The following is a 16,604-nucleotide window of genomic DNA, read 5'->3' on the forward strand; positions in this document are numbered from 1 at the left end:
AACCATGAATTTTTCCCATTTTTTTATACAACGCCCGATATTTGCAGCTGTCTTGTCATTTGTCATTCTGCTTGCTGGTGGACTTTCACTTTTTCAACTACCCGTTAGTGAATACCCTGGTGTTGTGCCACCAACCGTGGTGGTTACGGCAAATTACCCGGGGGCAAATCCTTCGGTTATTGCACAAACAGTGGCAACCCCACTTGAGCAAGAAATCAACGGCACTGAAAACATGCTATACATGTTTTCACAAGCCACTGGCGATGGTCGTATGACCTTAACGGTGACGTTTGCTCTTGGAACCGATCTAGATCGCGCGCAAGTACAAGTACAAAATAGCGTTAATAGTGCATTATCTCGCTTACCAGAAGAAGTGCAACGTCTGGGTGTGGTTGCAGAAAAATCATCACCTGATTTAGCTATGGTGGTACATTTATATTCACCCCAAGAAAGCCATGATACCGCATATTTATCTAACTACGCCGATCTCTACGTTAAAGATAAAATCTCCCGCTTACCCGGCGTTGGTGATATAAAATTATTTGGTGGTGGTCAATATTCGATGCGCGTTTGGCTTAACCCAGATGCATTAGCTGCGCGTGAATTAACCGCAACCGATGTTATTAATGCATTACGTGAGCAAAACCAACAAGTTGCTGCCGGTAGTTTAGGCTCTCAACCTGCTGCTAACGACAGTCAATTTCAAGTATTACTCAATGTAAAAGGCCGTCTTGATAACATTGAAGAGTTTGAACAAGTTATTATTAAAGTCGGTGAACAAGGCCAGCTGACTCGATTAAAAGATGTCGCTCGTGTTGACCTAGGACAAAATACTTATGCCTTGCGTGCCATGTTAGACGGGCAACCTGCTTTAGCTATGCCTATTTTTCAACGACCTGGTTCTAATGCTATTGAGTTATCAGATCAAGTACGGGCAACTATGGCGTTATTATCTGAAGACTTCCCTGCTGGTGTCGAATACGACATAGTTTACGATCCCACTATTTTTGTCCGTGACTCTATCGATGCAGTAATAACGACCTTAATTGAAGCCATTGTTTTAGTTGTGATTGTGGTAATACTATTTTTACAAACATGGCGTGCTTCAATTATCCCGTTAATTGCCGTACCCGTGTCTTTAATTGGTACCTTTGCGGTAATGCAATTACTTGGCGTTTCAATTAACACCCTATCACTCTTTGGTTTAGTACTGGCAATAGGTATTGTCGTCGATGACGCTATTGTTGTCGTTGAGAATGTCGAGCGTAACATCGAAAAAGGGCTAAGCCCTTTAGAAGCAACACGCGTTGCCATGACAGAAGTCACAGGACCTATTATCGCTATCGCCTTAGTATTAAGTGCGGTATTTATACCAACGGCATTTATTAGTGGCCTATCGGGGCAATTTTATAAACAATTTGCCTTAACTATTACGATATCAACGATAATATCGGCCTTTAACTCTTTAACGTTATCGCCAGCATTGGCGGCATTGTTATTAAAATCACACGATAGTAAACCAGACCGATTAACACGCCTACTTAATAAGCTTTTTGGCCGTTGGTTATTCGCGCCTTTTAACCGTGTTTTTGAACGTGGTAGCCATGGTTATCAGAAGCTGGTTAAAAAATTAATGCGTATGAGTGTTATCGTTATTGTTGCCTATATCGCACTCGTGGGTGGAACCGTACAGTTATTTAGCAGTGTGCCCGGTGGCTTTATTCCAGCACAGGATAAACAATATCTTATCGCTATTGCTCAATTACCTGACGCAGCAAGTCTTGACCGTACCCATGCGGTGGTTAGAGAAATGGAAAAAATTGCGCTAGATATACCAGGTGTTGCTCATACTGTTGCTTTTCCTGGCTTGTCGATCAATGGTTTTACTAATAGTCCTAATAGTGCGATTGTTTTTCTTCCTTTAGATGCTTTTTCTCTGCGAACTGATGATAGTAAATCAGCTATGGCAATTGCAGCGCAATTAAACCAACGTTTTACAGCCATAGATGAAGCTTTTGTTGCGGTATTTACACCACCACCAATCCAAGGTTTAGGTACAACCGGCGGCTTTAAGTTACAAATTGAAGACCGTGGTAACAAAGGCTTTGAAGTGTTATTTAATAGCTTACAGGCAGTTATTGACAAAGCAAGACAAGACCCTGCATTGGTAGGACTGTTTTCAAGTTTTAGAATTCAAGTTCCACAAATGGATATAGATATCGACCGTGAACAAGCCTTAATACAAGGAATTCCACTTGATGAAGTCTTTAATGCCCTGCAAGTCTATTTAGGCTCAGTTTATGTCAATGACTTCAATATGTTTGGTCGTACTTATCAAGTAAAAGCGCAAGCAGAAGCTGAGTTTCGCCAAGACCCTGAACAAATATTAAACCTCAAAGTGCGCAATCGCCATGGTGATATGGTGCCGTTAGGTTCTGTTTTAACCGTAACGCCAACAACAGGTCCAGACCGTGTAATGCATTACAACGGTTACCCAAGTGCAGAGCTTAATGGGAGCCCTGCTCCTGGTTATAGTTCAGACCAAGCACAAACGGCAATAGAAGGTATATTGGCCAATACCCTACCCAAAGGTATTGCTTATGAATGGACAGAAGTGACTTACCAACAAATATTAGCCGGCAACACTATGGTGTATGTTTTTCCGCTAGTGGTGCTTTTAGTCTTTATGGTTTTAGCTGCACAATATGAAAGTTTGCGTTTACCTTTAGCCATTATTCTCATTGTACCCATGACTATATTCTCTGCTTTGTTAGGTGTTTGGCTCGTTGGTTCAGACAATAATATTTTCACCCAAATTGCGTTAATTGTTCTGGTTGCCCTGGCCTCGAAAAATGCTATTTTAATGGTGGAGTTTGCTAAGGATCAAAACGATCAAGGCTTATCTCACTTTGACGCTATTATTGAGTCATGTAAGCTACGATTACGTCCAATACTCATGACTTCGATAGCCTTTACAGCGGGTGTACTACCGTTAGTTTTTGCCACAGGTGCTGGAGCAGAAATGCGCCATGCTATGGGTAATGCGGTATTCTCAGGCATGATAGGTGTAACAGTATTTGGCCTGCTCTTTACGCCAGTATTTTATATTTTAGTGACAAAGACTAAACAAAAAAAGCTTGAGGAATAGCCAATGATTAAATTACTTACCCGTCGGTTAAAAGCCAAGCAATTTAGCACTAAGCCGCTAAAAACCAAGTTAACTGTCGGTGTCGTTTTAGTCGCCAGCTTATTATCGGGATGTGCCACCAAAATTGATGAGCAACAGCATCAACAATTAATGAAAATTTTTATTGCTGATACTGAAATAGCCACACAATTGACCGGTCAAGACGAAATAAATTGGTGGCAACAACTCAACTCAGTACAACTGAATCAATTGATTAAAGATGCACTTACCAATAACCATGACTTAAAAACAAGTCAGTTACAGTTGCAAAGTGCTCTAGCTAAACTCAAGGTAGAAAAGAGTGATTTTCTACCACAAGGTGGCCTTGAAATGGGTGCGCAACGCACCAGCATAGCTGATAACATAAGTCGTCAATCAAGTGCTAATCTAGCCTTAAGTTGGCAACTCGATTTATTCGGTCGTATTAATGCGTTAGTTGATGCAGCCAATGCATCAGCGATGAGCCAGGCTGAACAATTACGCGCCTTGCAAATCGAAGTGATTTCGTCTGTTGTTAAAGGTTATATTAGTTATCAGGGCAATATGCAAAAGCAAGAGATTATTAGTCTGCAAGTTGCTGCGCTTAAAAAAAGTATCTTGGTTCTTTCCGCCAGGGTTGAAGAAGGCATTGCTAATGAACTTGACTTAAACCGCACTCGTGCTCAGTTAAGTCAACAACAAGCATTATTACCTGAAACAAGTTATGCATTATATAACGATTTATCTACGTTGGCCTTATTAACCGGTCGTTTAAGCGGCGATATAAAGCTTAATAATGAACAAAAGATTTTTGACTTACCCTTTGAGGTCACTTTAGCGCAACCCAGTTCAGCTATAGCTTTACGCCCCGACATTAGCCAAGCCTTATATCAATTTAGCCAAGCTAATTCGTTAAGTGTAGCAGCAAGTAAAGCCTTGTTACCTGACATTAGTTTAAGTGCCTTTGTTGGTGTGCTAAGCCTTGGCAGTAGTCAATTAAATAATAACCAGCAACAATGGCAAGTCGCGCCACAAATTCAATGGTCATTATTAAGCTATCCAGCTTTATTGGCGCAACGTGACGCTCAGCAATATTTAAGTGAAGCGGCTTATAGCCAATACCAGCAGGTTGTTTTAGCGGCTATTAATGACAGTGAACTATCGTTACAATTGCTGACAAAGCACCTTGAACAAAAACGCTTTGCAGATAAACGTTTTCAATTTGCTCATCAAGCTTTTATGCAAGCTAACGCTATGTATCAAGAGGGGCAAATTCCTTACTTAGAGTTGTTAGATGCGCGGCAGGATGTTTTAATAGCCCAAGAAAATGCAGTAAACGCGACCATTTCTTCATCTCTGGCCAAAGTAAGTGCCTATCAGGCTTTTAATGGTCGGTGGAGTTACGGTTTAATCACCTTGTAAAGTTTGAGTTTTTTTATGCTAACTACTGAGATATTGCCCAACATTGACCAACCTACTTCTATGCGAGCTATAGTGCTTGAAAAGGCAAACGAAAAAATCCATTTATCTGACGTGCAATTGCCGTTACCTGAGTGCGATGAACACGAGCTGTTAGTTAAGGTTGAATATGTAGGTCTCAATCCTATTGATGCTCATTTCGCTAAAAGTGGATTTTCTCAATGGCAATATCCTCATATTCTTGGTTTAGATGCAGTTGGCATTGTCGTTCAAGCTAAAAAAGGCCTGTTTCCTAATATTGGCGACCGCGTTATGTGGCATGCCAATATTGGACAACAAGGCGTGCTAAGTGAGTACGCTAAAGTCCCTAACTTTGCCGTTTCTATTGTGCCAAAAAATGTTACAGCAAGTGAAGCGGCAACACTTCCTTGTGCCGGTATGACGGCTTTAATTGCTTTAGATAAATTACAAGTAGTACAAGGTGATACTATTTTAATTGAGGCTGGTGCAGGTGCTGTTGGGCAATTTGCTATTCAGTTTGCCAAGGAACGTGGTGCAGATGTGTTTACCACGGCTGCTAAGCATAATCATAAATTAGTAAAGAAACTCGGTGCTGATGCAATATTTGATTACCACGATAAAAAACTTTGTCAAAAAATTCGCCTAGCATTAGGACCTCAAGGTTTTGATGCCGTACTTGACTCTGTTGGTGGTGACTCAACAATGCGTAATATTGAGCTAATGAGGTTTTGTGGTCGTATTGCTTGCTTGCGTCCCTTGCCTAACATTGACCAAGAGCTCATGTTTAGAAAAGCGCCCAATATCGGCATAGTATCACTTGCTGGTGCGTGGTTAGCCAATAGCTTGTGCGCACAACAAAAAATGAGTTTTAAGAGTAATCAATTACTTGATGCACTAGCAAAAGGCAGTATTCAAACGCCTGATATTACTTTAATTGAATTTAACGCACAGCAGGTTTCTCGTGCCCTGCACATTCAAGTTGATGGAGGTTTTACCGGTAAACAAGTGGTAAAAATATTTGCCTGAGGATTTTATTTAGCCCCTTGGGTGGCTACTTTTTTGAGTGCCAATCTGAAATACCATAACGCTGCAATATTTTTGACAATTGTCCTTTTTTTCTTAGTTTTATTAAGCCTTTATCAAAGGCACTAATATAGTTAAGGGTAGTGTCAGGCGCAAAGCCGATATAAAGAGGAACAAATTTCCCTTGGGTACCGGCATATTGTAAGTTAGTGATTTTTTTATCCTGAATTTCATATTCAACATTAAAACGCGAATCAAGCAGCACAGTTATACGCTGCTTACTGAGCATTTTTAAAGCACTGGATAACGGCTTATCTCCCGAGGCTAAAAATATAAATTCGCCTGAGGTTTCTTTTAGGCGACTCACTGCACTGCCGTATTCATAGCCATTAATAAGCCCAAGAATATTGCCCTGTTCAATGAAGTTTTTAAGGTTCTCTATGGTAGAAAATTTCCATTGAGTTTCGTTACTCACATAAAAGTCATTATACAAGCCGCCATAAACTTGTTGGCTTTGCCTTAAATCAAAAGCTTCAATGTGTTCTTTTGTTAAAGCGAGGACCATGTCTAATTTTGATTGTTGAAGAAGCCTTAATGAACGAGCCAGCGGCATAAGGGTAAAGTTAACATCATAGCCTTGAGCTTCAGCAATTTCATTGATGATTTCAATTAATATACCTGGCTTATCATCTTCATTACAAATGTAAGGACACCATTCGTCTGAAGCAATGTTTATGGTGTCATTTGCCCCAACTTGCAGTGACCATGAAAAAACAATCAATAATATATATTTATACGGCATTTAGCACCATCGTTTTTACCTAATTTCAACGGTGAAATTAGCTAAAACCCCATAAGAATGTAAGTAGATCTATTGGTATATTAATAATTATAACAATAGTCAGCTATTAGCTTGTTAAAGATTAGCTTATTTTTAACTTTAACTTTAACAGAAACGACCGATTACTTGTTACTAGGGTCAAAGGTAACAATACCAATTTATACTTTACAGGCATTGCTAATGTAAAGTCGCTCGTCAAACAACTGGCCATTCATCCCGTGATTGTGATCAATACACCCCGTTATTTTATCATGTCAGTGGCAACTACCTATTTGAAAACCTAGCATTAAATCAAGTCTTTGCCTTAACAGGACTACAGACCATAACTGCCGGTAAAGTCTAAAATAATGACATTAACACATGCAAGGAAATATACAGGTAACATTTTATCTTATTACTTGCGAAAATAGGTTATGTAGGATCAATAAGTACACTAAAATGATTATTTATTAAACTGGCAAGTGTCTTATTGCATTGATTTTATTGTTGTACACTCCCAAAAGTATCATTAACATCTTTTTATATTTATCTCAGCCATTTGATTTAAGTAATCTAGCCTCTCTTATTTAGATACTATTAGCCTTATACACCTAAAATTTAGTAAGATGCTGGCTAATCTTTGTCACTTAATAGCATGCTAAAGATTTAAAATAACGATGCTTGGTCAGAGTATCGTTAAAGTAATCATAATTCTTCACTGCATATACGGTAATATTTTAGGAAATGAAATGAAGTTAAATTGCGATCTCGGCGAAAGTTTTGGCTCTTGGAATATGGGCTCAGACGCAAAAGTAATGCAGTACATTGACCAGGCAAATATAGCTTGTGGCTTTCATGCAGGCGATCCTTTGGTCATGCAAAAAACATTACAGTTAGCTAAGCAGCACAACGTTAGTGTTGGCGCTCATCCTAGTTACCCTGATTTAGTTGGTTTTGGTCGTCGCTCAATGAAGTGCTCCACAGAAGAAATTATTGCGTTAGTTTTATATCAGGTGGCGGCTATTGATGGCGTTGCTCAGTCTTTAGATATTGAGCTTAGCTATGTAAAACCTCATGGTGCACTATATAACGACATGATGACTAATATTGAAGTGCGCGAGGCGATACTTTCAGCCATAGCCCAATATCACAAACCACTTAAGCTAATGATACAAGCAAGCTCAAATATTAAAAAACATCGCGCTCAAGCAGAAAAATTTAACGTAGAAATACTCACTGAAGCCTTTGCTGACAGATGCTACAACGATGATGGCAGCTTGTTATCACGCAACATAACAGGTGCGGTGCATAATAGAGAAAAAATGATCGCACAAGTTAAACTGTTAAAAGAGCAAAGCAGTGTCATCACTATTAATGGTAAGCGCTTACCTTTAGAAGTAGACAGCTTGTGTGTGCACGGTGACAACCTCGAGGGTGTAGAAGCAATAGCCACTATTAGGGAGCTTATTCGTTAATGTCAGCAACATTTAAAATAGAAATTGCCGGTGAAAACAGCTTGATCCTTTATTTTGACCAACCCGTTAATGATGAAGTTGCCGCAAAAGTACAGCAAGCACAATGGCTGATCAGGCAAGAGATGAGCAATGATATTATTGATTTAATACCATCTTATGCTTCAATATTAGTGATGTTTAATTTACACAATATCGACCATCATCAGATCACTAACAAATTGCAAAAGCTATTAATAAACTCACCAATAATTAATAATAATCAAGGGGCACTCATCGAATTACCTGTTTATTATTCGAGCGAGTCAGGACCCGATTTAGCGGCTATCGCTAAATCTAAAGACTTAACCATAGAGCAAATAATTACCCTACATCAGCAACAAGAATATAACGTTTATGCTATTGGCTTTGCGCCGGGCTTTGCTTATTTAGGCGAAGTTAATCAGCGTATTGCGATGCCTAGATTAAGCACTCCTCGTATAAAAGTGCCTAAAGGGGCTGTTGGTATTGCTGACAGGCAAACAGCTGTTTATCCAAGTACTTCTCCTGGCGGTTGGAATATTATTGGTCTTTGCCCTATTGAAATTTTTAACGCCAATAAAGCGCCAACAATGCCCGTTCAAGTAGGTGATAGGGTTAAATTTAAAGCGATTTCCAAAGATGAATTTTTTGCACTAGGTGGTGTATTAGATGCAACATATGATTAGTCAAAGTAAAGCTTCTTTAAGAAGACCGGCAATAAACTTAGGTTTTATTGTTAAACGACCAGGCATGTTAAGTCTTGTTCAAGATGAGGGTCGTTATGGTGCTTTTAATGTCGGTTTAACCAATGGTGGTCCGATTGATAAGCTGGCTTTTCACTGGGCAAACCGCTTATGTAATAATGCCCTTAATGTTAGTGCTATTGAAGTGAGTGTTGGTGGTTTTGCCATCATTGCACAAGTAGATGCTGTTATTGCCGTAACAGGCGCTGACATGCCATTAACCATTAACGGTCAAGTAAAAACGTTATGGCGCAGTTATCAGGTGAAAGCCGGTGACTTAATCGAACTAGGTTTTACTAACCTTGGTATGCGAAGTTATTTTGCTGTTGCTGGTGGTTTTAATATAACACCCAGTTTTGGCAGCACTGCAACCGTTTGCCGTGAAGGTATCGGGGGATTAAAGGGCAAAAAATTAGCCGCGAACGATATACTCCCTTGTGTAGCAACAAAAGATTCTCAATTAGTTAGTTTATCTATAGAAGACCAACCTAAATATAGCCAAGAAGTACTGCTGCGTATTATTCCTAGTTATCAGCAACATCATTTTTGTACAGAACAGCAAAAATTGTTTTTTTCAAGTGAATATAGCGTTGGTAAAAGCTTTGATCGGATGGGTTATCGTTTAGAAGGTCAAAAAATTGTCTCTGATATTAACGGCATCTTATCAGAGGGTATTTGTCATGGTGCCGTGCAAATTCCTAGCGATGGCCAACCAATAGTATTAATGAATGATCGTCAAACAATTGGTGGCTATCCTAAAATCGGTGCCGTTATATCCCTTGATACCGCCAAATTAGGTCAGTTATCTCAAGGCGGTAAAGTACGCTTTGCGCCTATTACGATGGAAAAGGCACGTGAACTTATCCTCGAAGATTTAAGCTTATTTGAACAAACCCAAGTTAGCGTCTGTGATTAATATAAGTCACACAAATAAGCTATTGGTTCAGTTTGAAGCTATGGTTGTATTACTTAGCGCTAGTAAATACCTGCTTATAGTGATAATGCAAAACATAACCAGAAGCGAGTACAGGAAAAATGATAGAACTTAATAAATGAGTCAACTGCCCTGTTGATGGCTCAAGTAGAACTAAACTAACCAATAGACTTAGACCAAGCCTAAAAAGTGCACATAGTATAACAACGCCGAATAAAACGATTTTACTGGTAAAATAACAATCATCTTCTGCTAACTTTTTAACACCTAGACCCATTAACTGCCCTTATTAATTTAAAAACTTATTATAACTGTGTTTCATTATATCTATAAAAATTAGAATAATAGCTAATAAAAACAATATCACACTAATAATAATGGAGAAGCCTACGTTTATTAGTACTTCAACTGCAGATATTAACTCGTCTAGTTCTACAGTTGATTTTTATTTGTATCGCTATTTGGGCTTTCATATTTGGACGCACTTCAACATTGATAGACAGTAGCCGTTTTAGCCAAGCCTTGATTTATTTTATGTTGCATATAAACCACATGTAACAAAGACGTAATAAAGGGGTTTAACCAAAGTTTGTCTCCTTTATTAGCGCCTGCAATTAGATTAATACGATTACGCACCATAATCATCCAGATGATATCGAAAATAGATGAGATAACATGAAAACCTAAGGTGAGATTTAAAATACCGGGTTCTTGCCAGTTTGCTAGTGCGTGAATTAGGGTGCCAAATGAAATAATGTATAAAAATATAGTGATAAAAATAAAGGTTTTAGATATTTTAAACGCTGTATGTTTATTAATTTGCTTAGAAAACAGGTAGAGCTTATATATTAAATATGAGCCAATACTTAGAATACAAAGAACTAAAATCTTTGCTACTGATGCCATGTCAAAAACGCCCATAAATCCATTTTTCATTTATTCTCCAAGGGTGAAACACACCCATACTATTTAACTACGCTCCAATAAGGAGAGATTATCAGCTTGCTAAAATGTTGAACAAAATGAAAACAGCAAACTATTAATTTTCACTCTTGGATGGCTTATCAGCTGTATACTGAAATTTAGAATGTCGTCATTACGCCTTAATAAAGCCAAAGCTCACTTTGGTTGCCAATGATATACGTAAATAGGTGTTTGGTAGAAATCTCTAAGCCTGATGACTCTTGTTGGTTGACATAAAGGTAAGGCGAAGGTGTTACTCACAATAGTAACCTTATTAAAGACTTCATCTACTAACTTTTCTTGAAGAGCGACCATGCCTTCAGGAAAGAGGTAACAAACTAGGGTCGAGGCAGTACTGAGATCAGCGTTTTTAAAGTCTTTACGAAAGAGAGTAAGGTTATCTAAACGTAAACTGTGTTTCAAAATTTTTGAAACCAACCACGGAAACCAAGATAACTCGTAGCCGATAACTTGCTGATTGGGGTATTTCTGGGCAACAGCTATAACCAGCGTACCCCAACCAGAGCCTAGATCAATTAAAGGTCCTTTTTCATGGGTATCTATTTCAGCAAGCATGGTTTTGCACGCTTTGCTTGAACTCATCATAGGGGAAATCCCCGTTTTCAGCGTACTCCAAACGATGGATAAGACCATGAGAATAACAATAATAAGAAGTATTAGAGAAAAAAAATCCATGTTAACAATAGCCTAAAACAGTTGAACGCTGATGATTTCGCTTACATCTAACACCGCAATAAGCGGAAAAATAAAACACTTCATTTTACCTTTAATGAAAATTAACAAGACATTCTATCCCTTCTTAAAAATTGATACTCTCGATAAGAATAGCTTAGGCTTTTCAGCATATTACATCAACTAAGTCTCAATAAAAAATATTATTAAACACAAAATACCAGCTTTTAAATGTTCTTCTGCGCTAAAACCTTCTGTTTCTAATACGCTTTTTAATCCTATTAGCAATTATCTCAGATAACTTAGCGTATTATCGACTTTCAATCATAAATAAAGAGCGATGATCTACCCTTTTACTCTCAATAAATAAAAGCGCAGCGGCTGTTAAGTTTACTTGTAAATAATTAATCATAAGGAATTGTTTGCGGCAAAGAAATTGGCTGATGAGTCATGGGTCTATCAATTTGATGAGCAATCAAAGACTGAGGTAAACGCGGCTGTAACAGATGTTCAAATTGATTAAGTTCATCACATTGAGGATCTAACCATTTGTCTACGAGTGATGAATTTTGCGGGAGTATCAGTGGCATGGCTTTGCTATGGATATGTTTTAATTTTTCGTGTGCTGGCAGCGTTATCACCGAGCAACTCAATTTAATTTCTCCCGTTTTCTTATGTTGCCATGTTCGATACAAGCCCCCCAATATTAAACCGCCAGATTCTGCTTGCATATCAAAGTAATGAACCGGCTTTTTATCGACAAATTCTGTTTCACCAAAGCCTTTAACGGCAATAATACACCTAGCACTCCGATAAGCCTGATAACCAGCACTTTGGGGAGTATTAAGCTTATCAAATCGGGTATTAAATGAAGTAAACCGAGAGGGTTTAAAGTCACTTTCAGTTTGATCTAATAATAACCACCACATAGCACTTTCTACTCGGCGTTGTTGACCCACATTCCTCACAATGGAAACGGTGTCTGCGGCTTTAACAAAGCGACGATCAATCGGCCTATCGATAACCTTATTTATTTTTAAGCGGGTATATAGCTTTTTTACACCACTATCAAACGTCGTATTTAACCGACCACACATAATCCTATCCTTATTTATTATCGGCCAGTGTAGCAACGAATATTAGCTGTGTCTTGCCAACGAATATAACAAGTTGGCGTTAAAGAGAAAATGACTTAGTGACGACTGATGATTAAAAAGAAGATATTTTTAATGATGAAAGTGAGCCTATTCAGCTCACTTTCATATGACTAACAAGGGTAGTTATCCCTTAAGTTAAGTTAAGTTAAGTTAACTTAAAAACGATAGGTAGCGTAAACACCAACCACACGATCAAAATTATTATCATACTGATAACCATTTTCTTGCGCATCAAAGTTTGAATAACTAACAAACATCCCAAGGTCGGTCTGTTTGCTGTAATTATAATTAACACCAAGACTAACTTCATGAGCGGATTTTTGCTGAAAGTCTTTTAAATCTCGATAAGTATAGTTAATGTTAGCCGTCCAATCTTTCGCTAAGTGGGTTTGCACACCAACAGAGTAACGGTATTCATCTTTATTTTGTAGCTTCTCTTCATCCCACTTTACATAACCTAAAGAAAAAATCATTGCTAAGTTTTTATCAAAGACATACTTACCCTTTAAGTCGGTACCATAAGCAACAGAATCTCCATTAATGGTTGACTCTTGAAAGCCCCTTAAACCTAATCCAACCGCTAACTCAAGGCCAGCTTCATTGTCAGGGCGAGCTAAAAGTCGGTAACTAATACCATTTAAACCAATCGTTAAATTGTCAGTCAAACCGTAGCCCAGATTTAAATTTAGCGCTGCGTGTCTTTCATCCTTCTCTTCTCCCCACGCTAAGGCTCCACTGACGGCAATGGTGCCATCAGTTAATGTTATAGGTCTTAATATTGGATTGGTAGGATATTCAGTTTCTGCAAAAACAGTCGATGAAGCTAAAAGTAATACCGTGCTAATAAGTGATTTTTTCATAATAATTGTTCCCTAAAGTTTATGTTTTGTAATTTATGGGGGTATTATAAAAATTTATTGCGTTCGATTCCTGAGGCTTTTTGTCTATCAAATGTCAGCGTTGTGTGAAAAATTGTAAGAAAGAGCAATCCGATGGAAGTCATTACTCATCAATACAAGCGTTATGAACAGGCTTGGTCACCTGTTTGTGCACTTATGTTAACATTTCATTGTAAGCATGAGTCCCAATAACACCTAAAAAGCCAGTGATAATATTAGTAGGAACAGATTTTATAATTATAGTGTTGGCGTTCATTGGTTAAATTTATTCCAAGGTCCAGTAATAGCTAGCGTGGTAGTCGGAGAATACAAGTTTACAAACATTGTATTACCATCAGGCGAAAAACACGGACCAGCTGGCTCTGTTTGTAATTTTATACGCGCAAAATCATAGGTTTGTCCATTTGTAGTCACACCCTTGAGATGATTATCAACTTGAGCAGTGTATTGGTCTTCGCAGACAATAAGATGACCGTTTGGAGCTACGGTAATATTATCGCCAAAATTTAATGATTGCTTATTTTCACTTTCAACAAATAAGCTTAGTTTACCTGGCGTTTTATTCTCTAATGCGCTTCCTTCCGATAATGAAGGAACATAACGCATTATTTGACCCAATTTTTTATTACCACCATTGGTGCAGCAGAAATAAAGTTCGTTATTGCCCCATTGAATACCTTCACCGCGAGCAAATAAAGCGGCACCAGCTTTATGACCACGAATTCGCAAGTCATCATCTGGGCTCTGAGGATTATCAAGATCAGTCCAATAAACTTCCATTTCTACATTTAATAAAATCGATGTCTTATCCCAGTTACGAGTATCAAATTTAAGTCGTTGGCTAATAGTTAATGCTTGTAATTGACCACCTTGATGCAGTCTGCCTTTTACTTTTGGAATAAAACGATATAATAAACTATCGTCTCTATCTTCAGTCATGTATACAATACCTGTACGCGGGTCGACACAAGCGGCTTCATGATTAAATCTCCCCATGGCAACAATGGGTATTGCTTTTACCATCGAAGTTGCATTAGCTGGTATTTCAAATACATACCCATGATCTTTGCTCAGTTGATTATCCTGTTTTACTGTTGACTCTTCGCATGTTAACCACGTCCCCCACGGGGTGATACCACCTGAACAATTACGAATAGTGCCAATAAGCGACATAAACTGATGTTCAACTTGTTGTAATTTATGGTTGTAGATAATGTTGCTCGTGCCGCCAGGCAGTGGATAGGCGTATTGAAAGCTATCGTAAGCTAAATCAAGCATTTTGCCATTCGTTGATTTGTTTATTTGATGTTTGGGAGATAATTCATGATTTCGAATCAATGCTACCCGTTCGTCGTCTAGATAAAAACAGCCCATTCCATCGGCGCGATCAGGCACTGGTAGGCCATCGGCCATTTTTTCATTTAATGAGGAAATAACTTTATATGAAAACCCTGCTGGTAAATCAATTAAGCCATTGGGATCGTTGAGTAATTCCCCATAGCCAATAGAAAGTGAATTATTGGCTATCCCAGAAGTTGAAGCAAGTAAATGACGTGATAGCCCTGTGAATGCAAGTGTTACTATACTTTGATTGAATCGGCGTCTTGAAATCATATTCATTTCTCTAGTTGATAATAGTTTGACTTCACATACCTAATGTATTTAATAATAGTGGCGTTAATTCAAGCATCTTGGTATTAACCATGAGGTCTCTTGGTTATTTTTTTACTTATATACCTTTATTTTCGCAGCTATGGCAATCAGTTTGCTGCTGGCATAAGTTAAAGTTCTGATAATGGCCATAAGCAATGATCATCGCGCCAGATAAGGTTAGTGCTTTTTCCCAGAATTCACCAAGGGGTGAATCACCTAGAACGACAGCGAGTACAAGAAAAACTAACCCTAACGAGCCAATAACAAGCAATCTATAATGTTCATGGCGTCGACATCCCATAAATAGGGCATATATACTGATAGGTACTACCGCGACGATCATCCACAAATGAAAAGCTTCATTATTAAGTTGTAGTACTGCAACACTTGGTAGCAAAACCAGCATTATAGGCATTACTAAACAATGAATTGCGCAGGTTATTGATAAACCAATCGCTAGCTTATCGGTAAGGTTTTTTATTGTTGTCATTTTATTATTTTCTCATGAGTGAGTAAGCTTTTTTCATGACATGATTTACAAATGCACGTCATTTCAAGCTGTGAGCTAACGAAGTGAAAACCCGCATGTAAAACATTATGATGAAGGTCATCCAGAGTCGATTTTTGGATATTAACTTCATCAATTTTATCGCACTTTTTACAAATTAAAAATTGTATGATGTCATGTTCATGCCCTTTCACATTACGAGCGCAAGCTATATATTTATTGATTGAATTCAGTTTGTGTACTAGATCTCTACCCCGAAAAAAGTCTAATGCTCGGTACACTGTCATAGGGTGTAAAGTATAATTAAATTCAGCATTACAGAACTCGATAATCTCATAGGCAGAGAGCGCTTTTCCTGATTTTATTAGACTTGATAGGATCAGCTGTCGTTTATTCGTTAGACGCATGCTTAGTTCTTGATTATGTGTTTCGACATGATTGAAGTTTTCGCAGACGTTAGCCATAAGGTTTACCTCAAATAAATGATGTTATTGTTGATATTGAGTGTGAGAGCACCTTGTTTTTTGTCTGTTACCCACATCGTACGAATTTTCTTAATTCCTGAAAATCGCTCAAAAGCAAGTACAGTAATAGCTGATAACGTTGCTGTTTTTTCACAGTGATAGCGATAATTTGAAACTATTTGGCTATGATTTTCATTGACTGTCTCTTTAATGCTGTGATCATCATGCGATTTTTTACTATTTTTTGACTGATGTTCGTGCTCGTTTTCATGATCTTTTAATAAACCTGAAACATCAATCTCGATATTAATGAGTGAACAACTGCCACCAGAGAAAGAAAAAATTGATGCCGCATTGCTCAGTATACCTTTGGCATTATTAACAAGCATGATCTCTTTTTTGTTGCTTGCTTTGTGCTCAAAACCAAAGAGATTGACTGTTGGAGAAACCAATTGAATATCTAGTATCTCGCCTTCAATCGCCATCGTTATTTCAGATGAACCATGTACATGGGCATCTAAACGAGTACTTTGTTCCTGCTGATTTTTTGCATAGACAAGTTGGCCTGATAAAAAAATATTTAATAATATTATGTTTAGCAAAAACAATACTAATTTTTGTACTTTCATTTATAAACTCCCCTGCACT

15 protein-coding genes are annotated in these 16,604 nt (G+C 38.1%); 6 read left to right on the forward strand and 9 right to left on the reverse strand.

Annotated features, from left to right (window positions below; translation table 11 throughout):
* Positions 1-4 precede the first annotated feature (4 nt).
* The 3 genes from H4J67_RS08760 to H4J67_RS08770 are packed head-to-tail and all read left to right on the forward strand — an operon-like array spanning position 5 to position 5,632.
* A complete protein-coding gene (locus tag H4J67_RS08760) occupies positions 5-3,148 on the forward strand; it encodes an efflux RND transporter permease subunit (RefSeq protein WP_182175704.1) in 3,144 nt (1,047 codons plus the stop codon).
* 3 nt (positions 3,149-3,151) lie between these two features.
* Positions 3,152-4,588 (forward strand): TolC family protein, encoded by a 1,437-nt coding sequence (locus H4J67_RS08765; protein ID WP_182175703.1) that lies wholly within the window; start codon positions 3,152-3,154, stop codon positions 4,586-4,588.
* 15 nt (positions 4,589-4,603) lie between these two features.
* Entirely contained in the window at positions 4,604-5,632 is a 1,029-nt protein-coding gene (locus H4J67_RS08770; RefSeq protein WP_182175702.1) for a zinc-binding dehydrogenase, read from the forward strand.
* A gap of 25 nt (positions 5,633-5,657) precedes the next feature.
* Here the strand turns inward: H4J67_RS08770 and H4J67_RS08775 are convergent, their stop codons facing one another.
* Positions 5,658-6,431 carry an ABC transporter substrate-binding protein gene (locus tag H4J67_RS08775; RefSeq protein WP_182175701.1) on the reverse strand — a complete coding sequence of 258 codons (774 nt, stop codon included), beginning with the start codon at positions 6,429-6,431 and terminating at the stop codon, positions 5,658-5,660.
* Positions 6,432-7,198: 767 nt separating this feature from the next.
* Between H4J67_RS08775 and H4J67_RS08780 the strand changes: the two genes are divergently transcribed.
* Genes H4J67_RS08780 through H4J67_RS08790 form a run of 3 tightly spaced genes read left to right on the forward strand, consistent with a single transcriptional unit; the run spans position 7,199 to position 9,601 of the window.
* Positions 7,199-7,924, forward strand: coding sequence for a 5-oxoprolinase subunit PxpA (locus H4J67_RS08780; RefSeq protein ID WP_182175700.1), 726 nt, complete (start codon positions 7,199-7,201; stop codon positions 7,922-7,924).
* Positions 7,924-8,628: a 5-oxoprolinase subunit PxpB gene (pxpB, locus tag H4J67_RS08785; RefSeq protein ID WP_182175699.1), complete on the forward strand. Its 705-nt coding sequence runs from the start codon at positions 7,924-7,926 to the stop codon at positions 8,626-8,628. The genes H4J67_RS08780 and pxpB overlap by 1 nt, the downstream gene beginning before the upstream one ends.
* Positions 8,612-9,601, forward strand: coding sequence for a biotin-dependent carboxyltransferase family protein (locus tag H4J67_RS08790; RefSeq protein WP_259368533.1), 990 nt, complete (start codon positions 8,612-8,614; stop codon positions 9,599-9,601). The genes pxpB and H4J67_RS08790 overlap by 17 nt, the downstream gene beginning before the upstream one ends.
* Before the next feature lie 504 nt (positions 9,602-10,105).
* On the opposite strand, the gene H4J67_RS08795 is transcribed toward H4J67_RS08790, so the two are convergent.
* From H4J67_RS08795 to H4J67_RS08830, 8 genes are all read right to left on the reverse strand, one after another.
* The gene (locus tag H4J67_RS08795) at positions 10,106-10,555 is read right to left on the reverse strand and encodes a hypothetical protein (protein ID WP_182175697.1); all 450 of its coding nucleotides are present in this window, start codon (positions 10,553-10,555) and stop codon (positions 10,106-10,108) included.
* A 183-nt stretch (positions 10,556-10,738) separates the two neighbouring features.
* Positions 10,739-11,278, reverse strand: a complete 540-nt coding sequence (locus H4J67_RS08800; protein WP_182175696.1) for a methyltransferase — start codon at positions 11,276-11,278, stop codon at positions 10,739-10,741.
* Between the two features lie 401 nt (positions 11,279-11,679).
* Complete coding sequence (locus H4J67_RS08805; RefSeq protein WP_182175695.1) at positions 11,680-12,372, reverse strand: SOS response-associated peptidase family protein; 693 nt, start codon at positions 12,370-12,372, stop codon at positions 11,680-11,682.
* Between the two features lie 215 nt (positions 12,373-12,587).
* On the reverse strand, positions 12,588-13,292 hold the full coding sequence (locus H4J67_RS08810; protein WP_182175694.1) for an outer membrane beta-barrel protein: 705 nt from the start codon (positions 13,290-13,292) through the stop codon (positions 12,588-12,590).
* A gap of 291 nt (positions 13,293-13,583) precedes the next feature.
* On the reverse strand, positions 13,584-14,945 hold the full coding sequence (locus H4J67_RS08815) for an alkaline phosphatase PhoX (protein ID WP_182175693.1): 1,362 nt from the start codon (positions 14,943-14,945) through the stop codon (positions 13,584-13,586).
* A gap of 115 nt (positions 14,946-15,060) precedes the next feature.
* Entirely contained in the window at positions 15,061-15,474 is a 414-nt protein-coding gene (locus tag H4J67_RS08820; RefSeq protein ID WP_182175692.1) for a MerC domain-containing protein, read from the reverse strand.
* The gene (locus tag H4J67_RS08825) at positions 15,471-15,956 is read right to left on the reverse strand and encodes a Fur family transcriptional regulator (protein ID WP_182175691.1); all 486 of its coding nucleotides are present in this window, start codon (positions 15,954-15,956) and stop codon (positions 15,471-15,473) included. The genes H4J67_RS08820 and H4J67_RS08825 overlap by 4 nt, the downstream gene beginning before the upstream one ends.
* 5 nt (positions 15,957-15,961) lie before the next feature.
* Entirely contained in the window at positions 15,962-16,585 is a 624-nt protein-coding gene (locus H4J67_RS08830; protein WP_182175690.1) for a DUF2796 domain-containing protein, read from the reverse strand.
* Between the last annotated feature and the right edge of the window lie 19 nt (positions 16,586-16,604).

This window comes from Colwellia sp. BRX10-4 (assembly GCF_014077465.1).
Taxonomy (GTDB): Bacteria; Pseudomonadota; Gammaproteobacteria; order Enterobacterales; family Alteromonadaceae; genus Colwellia_A.

Coding starts and splice junctions, on each gene's coding strand:
- H4J67_RS08790 (WP_259368533.1), top strand. CDS start 8,612: ATGCAACATATGATTAGTCAAAGTAAAGCTTCTTTAAGAAGACCGGCA.
- H4J67_RS08795 (WP_182175697.1), bottom strand. CDS start 10,555: ATGAAAAATGGATTTATGGGCGTTTTTGACATGGCATCAGTAGCAAAG.
- H4J67_RS08830 (WP_182175690.1), bottom strand. CDS start 16,585: ATGAAAGTACAAAAATTAGTATTGTTTTTGCTAAACATAATATTATTA.
- pxpB (WP_182175699.1), top strand. CDS start 7,924: ATGTCAGCAACATTTAAAATAGAAATTGCCGGTGAAAACAGCTTGATC.
- H4J67_RS08760 (WP_182175704.1), top strand. CDS start 5: ATGAATTTTTCCCATTTTTTTATACAACGCCCGATATTTGCAGCTGTC.
- H4J67_RS08810 (WP_182175694.1), bottom strand. CDS start 13,292: ATGAAAAAATCACTTATTAGCACGGTATTACTTTTAGCTTCATCGACT.
- H4J67_RS08775 (WP_182175701.1), bottom strand. CDS start 6,431: ATGCCGTATAAATATATATTATTGATTGTTTTTTCATGGTCACTGCAA.
- H4J67_RS08770 (WP_182175702.1), top strand. CDS start 4,604: ATGCTAACTACTGAGATATTGCCCAACATTGACCAACCTACTTCTATG.
- H4J67_RS08765 (WP_182175703.1), top strand. CDS start 3,152: ATGATTAAATTACTTACCCGTCGGTTAAAAGCCAAGCAATTTAGCACT.
- H4J67_RS08815 (WP_182175693.1), bottom strand. CDS start 14,945: ATGATTTCAAGACGCCGATTCAATCAAAGTATAGTAACACTTGCATTC.
- H4J67_RS08825 (WP_182175691.1), bottom strand. CDS start 15,956: ATGGCTAACGTCTGCGAAAACTTCAATCATGTCGAAACACATAATCAA.
- H4J67_RS08820 (WP_182175692.1), bottom strand. CDS start 15,474: ATGACAACAATAAAAAACCTTACCGATAAGCTAGCGATTGGTTTATCA.
- H4J67_RS08780 (WP_182175700.1), top strand. CDS start 7,199: ATGAAGTTAAATTGCGATCTCGGCGAAAGTTTTGGCTCTTGGAATATG.
- H4J67_RS08805 (WP_182175695.1), bottom strand. CDS start 12,372: ATGTGTGGTCGGTTAAATACGACGTTTGATAGTGGTGTAAAAAAGCTA.
- H4J67_RS08800 (WP_182175696.1), bottom strand. CDS start 11,278: ATGGATTTTTTTTCTCTAATACTTCTTATTATTGTTATTCTCATGGTC.